Genomic DNA, 5,026 nt, shown 5'->3' on the forward strand with positions numbered 1-5,026 from the left:
TTCGAAGCACGTTGAGCTCGAACTCGCTGATGCTGCCCTTCATGCCGAGCAATAACCGGTCGTTCGGCCGGCAAGGATCGTATACGCCATCAAGGTCGATCACTCTCGCTTCGACGAGACCGCACAGTTCGAGCAGATGGTGCCAGTCGCGCCCGTTACGGGCAAGACGTGACGCATCCAGGCAAAGGACAGCCCCGACTTCACCGGCACAAAGCAATGCCACGAGGCGCTCAAAGCCTGGCCGAGCCACCGCTCCACTCGCCGATCGGCCCAGGTCGTCGTCGATGACCTCGATCTCGCTAAACCCGCGACGCTTGGCTTCGTCCACGAGTTCGTACTGGCGACGCTTGCTCTCCAGGTTCACCTGGACCTGAGCCTGCGTCGACTGCCGAACATAAACTACCGCCTTGCGCTTGAGAAGGGGCGCCGGCAGACGATCAGCGTTCGTCATCGTCACACTCCTTCGCGGTGGTGGCGCCCGCGGCTTGTATCAGCAGGCTCGCAAGACGCGTGATCGCCCTTGCGCGCTGCTCCGCGTTCATTCCCTGAAGTTCGGCGTTGTCGAACCTCATGCTCATCTGGCGCGGCGTCACCACTGGCGATTGCGTTCGTGCTGGAACGCTCTTTGGCAGCTTGTCCATTGCGTTTCTCCCGGACGATGTTGAAACCGTCCGAAGAGTGTGCGCGCAAGCGCCGATCAACAAGCAGCCGATGCAGGCCGCATAACGCCGCGACGGTGACTCTCGGCTCGCCAAGCTCCATGGCTGAACACACGGCACGATCCAGCATCCATGCCGCCATCACCCTGACTATCCCGGGGCCGGCTTCAACATGAACCACGCGACCACCGCTGCGTTCCTCGACGTCTCGAACCTTGACGCGGCGACCATATAGCGGATGCCAACGGTAATGGACTTCAATTTCCTGCCCGATATGGGCAGAATGAGCACGAGCTTGCCCTGGGAAGGGCGAATTGGACCTTCGCGGGCTCGCCACGTGGCGCCCGAGCCGCTGCTACGATGTACTCCCTTCTCGGCACGGCTCGTCTGAACGGCTTTGAGCCGTATGCGTGGCTCAAGGATACGCTCGAGAAGCTGCCGTCGTATCCTGTCAACCGCGTGCACGAACTGCTGCCGCTCGCCCGTTAAACGTCTTCACATTATGGACATTCTCGACACGCTTCGGCGGGCGCCCAGCGCCGAGTTGTATCGTCTTTACCTGGCCATCGGCAAAATGCTCGATGACCCCCGACGCATCCTCGAAGTGCGTCAGCGTCTGCACCTTGGCATGGCCGTCAGTTATATCGGCGACAATCCGTTGGGGCCAGTTTCTCAAGGCACCGTCATCGAGCTCCGCCATACGCAAGCGATCGTTCAGGACAGCCTGAGCCGGCGCCACTGGGCGATTCCGTACGCGGCGATCGTTCCCGACAGCGCCGCCCCGATTCATCCTGAACCGGCGCCGCCGCCGCGCGCAAAACGCGAAGAGTTCTTCATCGGCGACACAGTCGGGTTCACCGACAAACACCTGAACGAACGCGTTGGCACCATCGTCAGACTGAATTCGAAGACTGCGTCGATCGCCGTGACAGACTCGGAAGGACACTGGCGCGTTTCCTTTGGCCTGCTGCGCCATATCGTCGACCTGTAGTCCCAACCGACGAGATTATCAAACGACATCATGGCCAAGACAAAACTCAACGCGGAACGTGAACATCGCATCGAGATGGAAGTCGTCGTCGACGCTTATACCGAGGAAGAGTGTGCGATGTCGTGGTACTGCTATCGACTCCTCGCCACTGACCAGGGACGAACACGTCTGCGTCACCGGACTCGCTCATGAAGACCTGTGTCGGGTTGGAATCTTCGTCTGGGTTCGGTGGAAAGAACGCGACGTGGTGGCGCCCCTGGCTCAAATCGCTCCGTTGAGCGGCGACAAGCCGACTCGAGTCGCGGTCGCGGACTGGCACTATTGGCATGAGCAAGGCCGCTCATTCTGAGATCCAGAGGGCCGTCTTCCCTACATCGTCTCGTCCCGATCTGACGCAGAAAAGCTCGTCGCGCACCATCTTGTGACGGGTTACGCTGACGCATACGCTGCAACCAGACGGTGTTGTGCGCGACTCCTGGCTATCTGGCACGGAACGGTACACCGACGCTTCCAGACGACCTACACCGGCATAACTGCCTGCGTTACCTGCATCCTGACGGGGACACCCTACTGGCATTTTGTGCTCGACGACGTCCGCCGCTCAGTGCTCCCCAAAGGGAACCTGCAGGCAGATCACAACGAACTGCTTCTCCAAGCAACCTGCGCGGGCGGAGGCATCTGTGACTTCGAGGTATGGCTCATCCGCGAGCACGTTCGACGCGGCGAGCTAGTAGTGGTGTTGCCTGACTACCGGCTGGTCAACCGTCTGACAGGCGAACGCATCTATATGGCGTACCTACCAAGCCGCCGGTTCTCTGCCAAAGTCAAAGCTCTCCGGGATTTCATTGCAGGGCGGCTCAACGGCATTGGTGAATTGCCTGTGCGATCGGGCTGATGGCTCGATCGCCGGTTCTATATCGCTTCATCAGTAGCGGGCTGAAAACTCAAGAGGCCCTGGCTTCATAGGATCTGATATTCGCGGGTTGGCTACCGCATTACAGAGGTCTACATGAACGCCTCCGTTTGCGATGGGTTTTCGCGTGTGTTGAGCGATAGGATAGGTTGCAGCTCTACATTCGGTCTTCTTGCAGCCTGCTTCGCTGCTGGCCCCAATGAAATCCGCTGACTCGCGCCTCATTCCCTCATCCCGTCCCCGAGCTCTAGACTCTCTCTGTAATCCAGGCTTTGCGAGTTCCGGTCCGACCTGTTATGTCATCACACTCGATTGCCGCCGCAACCTTTGGACGCGAAGTCATCGTCCTGTGCGTTCGTTGGTACCCGCGTTACAAACTCCGAGAGTGGCGCCATCGCGATCGTCCGGAATCACTTTGTCGGTCCTGGCCCATTGCGCGAGTCGTGAGTGACCGGCTTCGGGACCAATCGGCAGTAGAGGCCAATGGGAGAATCCGGCGCGGCGGGATCGCAATCACCCTTCTTCGAGAATGACGCTGCGGGTCTGCACACGACACATTTCGCTTTCGCCCACGGCTTCTTCTGACACCACGCTGATGACGGCGGAACTCGCGAGCATCGTCGAGTCGCTCCACGCCAAACGAACAGCCTGCGAAGCGATGCGAGGCCGCCTGATCGGAGGTCAACATTGCGGATGACGATCGGGGCCCCTTGTTAATCGATCCCCCGCCGAACCCCAGCGCCGACTACGGCAACTTACATGCCGCCAAAAGGTTTTTGCACGGTCAGCTTGTTGGTGACTGAGGTTACTCCGGGAACGCCCTTCGCGATTTCCGCGACCTTGCCCACCTGAGACGCGTCCGTGACCGTGCCACTGAGCGTCACAGCGCCGTCTTTCGCGATTACGCTGATATTTCCTGCACTGATCTCCTTGTTCTTCGCGATGGCGTTATAAACCTGCCGGCGAAGGGCACGATTCGCCTTCCTTCCAGTGGCCGGTGCCGCCGAACCCGACGCGGCCATCGTGGATGAGCCCGGCGCACTGGCCGTTTCGCTAATCTGGGACCATGCCGTCATGGAGGTAGCAACAACTACGGCTCCGACGGCCAGCCTAAATGTCGTCATGCTCTTCATTGAATACTCCGGGTGCTTGCTGTAGGTTGCGAAATCAGAAGGTATGTCGGATGCCGGCCATCGCCGCCGTAGTCGACTTGCCCGGCGCGACGGGAGCTCCATAGATGACCGTCTGGTTCATGGTGCCATCGTTGTTGACATAGCCGACTTGCGCGTATGCCTTGGTCCTCTGGGACAGGTTGTATTCGGCACCCACTGCGACTTCGCTCGAATGATTCGCCGAATGATTCCGGTCCTTCAGGTAGTAGAAGCCGGACGTGACCTTGAATCGCGCATTGAACTGGTAGCCAATGCCACCCGATGCCATTTCGAAGTCCGCGGTGTTGCTATTCGCCGGGTTCTTGCCGATGCCGTACGAGGCTGAGATTGAGAACCCGCTGATCGTGTACATCGCACCGAGATAATAGAAGCGATTGTTGGCCAGACCCGTCGCGGGCACAGCCGGCGCTGCCGGATACGTGAGCGGAAACGGATTGGTGTCATGCCCGTTGTAGTACACGGCGGCCAGATTCAGACCGTAGTTCGAATACTTGAGCACCGCCGACTCGCGCGTGCCGCCTTGGAACTGGCCGGCAACACCGCCCGGCGCGTACTCGAGCGCGAGCGAGGCGCCATAGAATTTCGGCGAATTGTAGACCAGCGCATTGCTGTCATACAGGGCGCCGATCGGGGCGTTAGTGCTGGTGCCGGGCCAGCCGGCCGCCTGATTGATACCCAGCCATGCAGTTAGGATACTGCCAAAATACTGTGCGCCACGGACATCGGTTTCCGACATCGCGTAGATCATCGGGATGATCTGCCGGCCGGCGTCGATCGAGTCAAACGGGCCGGACGCTCCGATCGTGGCGAACTGATTGAAGATCGCGGTCGTACCCGGTGTATCGGACAGGCCAAACCTGCCGTTCGCGGTGTTAAATACGCCCTGCAGCTTGAAGTTGATCTTGTAGCCTCCGCCGATGTCTTCGCTTCCCTTCAGGCCCCAATAGCTGGCATAGATACCACCGTCCTTGAGTTGATAGACATGGCCCAGGTCGGGCGCGTGGGGCTGGAACGTTGCCGCCGAGGTGCTTTGATACAGGAGTCCGGTGTCAAGTACGCCGTAGAGCGTAACCGACGATTGGGCATGGGCGGTCGTGGCGAACATCACCAGCGCCGCAGTACTGGTCGACTTTAACTTGAATCGCATTCTGTCTCCTCCGGTCTTGGGGCCGCTGGGTTTCACCCGGCGGCTTATTGGTTGTTGCTTGTATGAAAATGCGCTGCTGTTGCGTCGGCGCGTCAGGCCGACAGGTAGTAATCCGCGTACTGCTCCCGCAATCTGTGCTTGAGC

8 protein-coding genes and 1 pseudogene are annotated in these 5,026 nt (G+C 59.6%); 5 read left to right on the forward strand and 4 right to left on the reverse strand.

Going from position 1 to position 5,026, the window contains the following annotated elements:
• The coding region (locus AWB67_RS34395; RefSeq protein WP_143328451.1) for a recombinase family protein at positions 1–451 on the reverse strand (451 nt) is incomplete at its 3' end.
• Positions 438–641 (reverse strand): hypothetical protein, encoded by a 204-nt coding sequence (locus AWB67_RS34400; RefSeq protein ID WP_087135599.1) that lies wholly within the window; start codon positions 639–641, stop codon positions 438–440. The genes AWB67_RS34400 and AWB67_RS34395, both read right to left, overlap by 14 nt.
• A 378-nt stretch (positions 642–1,019) precedes the next feature.
• On the opposite strand from AWB67_RS34400, the gene AWB67_RS40165 reads away from it, so the two are divergent.
• From AWB67_RS40165 to AWB67_RS34420, 5 genes and pseudogenes are all read left to right on the forward strand, one after another.
• Positions 1,020–1,148 carry a transposase domain-containing protein gene (locus tag AWB67_RS40165; protein ID WP_062644736.1) on the forward strand — a complete coding sequence of 43 codons (129 nt, stop codon included), beginning with the start codon at positions 1,020–1,022 and terminating at the stop codon, positions 1,146–1,148.
• Positions 1,149–1,161: 13 nt separating this feature from the next.
• Complete coding sequence (locus AWB67_RS34410) at positions 1,162–1,650, forward strand: hypothetical protein (RefSeq protein WP_087660420.1); 489 nt, start codon at positions 1,162–1,164, stop codon at positions 1,648–1,650.
• 75 nt (positions 1,651–1,725) lie between these two features.
• On the forward strand, positions 1,726–1,842 hold the full coding sequence (locus AWB67_RS43600; protein ID WP_374729876.1) for a calcium-binding protein: 117 nt from the start codon (positions 1,726–1,728) through the stop codon (positions 1,840–1,842).
• Positions 1,843–1,846: 4 nt separating this feature from the next.
• Positions 1,847–1,999: a calcium-binding protein gene (locus AWB67_RS43605; protein WP_374729877.1), complete on the forward strand. Its 153-nt coding sequence runs from the start codon at positions 1,847–1,849 to the stop codon at positions 1,997–1,999.
• Positions 2,000–2,106: 107 nt separating this feature from the next.
• Positions 2,107–2,545 (forward strand): annotated as a pseudogene (locus tag AWB67_RS34420) (substrate binding domain-containing protein); the annotation flags it as partial.
• Between the two features lie 773 nt (positions 2,546–3,318).
• On the opposite strand, the gene AWB67_RS34425 reads toward AWB67_RS34420, so the two are convergent.
• Both AWB67_RS34425 and AWB67_RS34430 read right to left on the reverse strand, forming a co-directional pair.
• Entirely contained in the window at positions 3,319–3,696 is a 378-nt protein-coding gene (locus AWB67_RS34425; protein ID WP_087660421.1) for a BON domain-containing protein, read from the reverse strand.
• A gap of 34 nt (positions 3,697–3,730) precedes the next feature.
• Entirely contained in the window at positions 3,731–4,882 is a 1,152-nt protein-coding gene (locus AWB67_RS34430; protein ID WP_087660422.1) for a porin, read from the reverse strand.
• Between the last annotated feature and the right edge of the window lie 144 nt (positions 4,883–5,026).

It is taken from the genome of Caballeronia terrestris (assembly GCF_001544515.1).
In the GTDB taxonomy this organism is placed as follows: domain Bacteria; phylum Pseudomonadota; class Gammaproteobacteria; order Burkholderiales; family Burkholderiaceae; genus Caballeronia; species Caballeronia terrestris.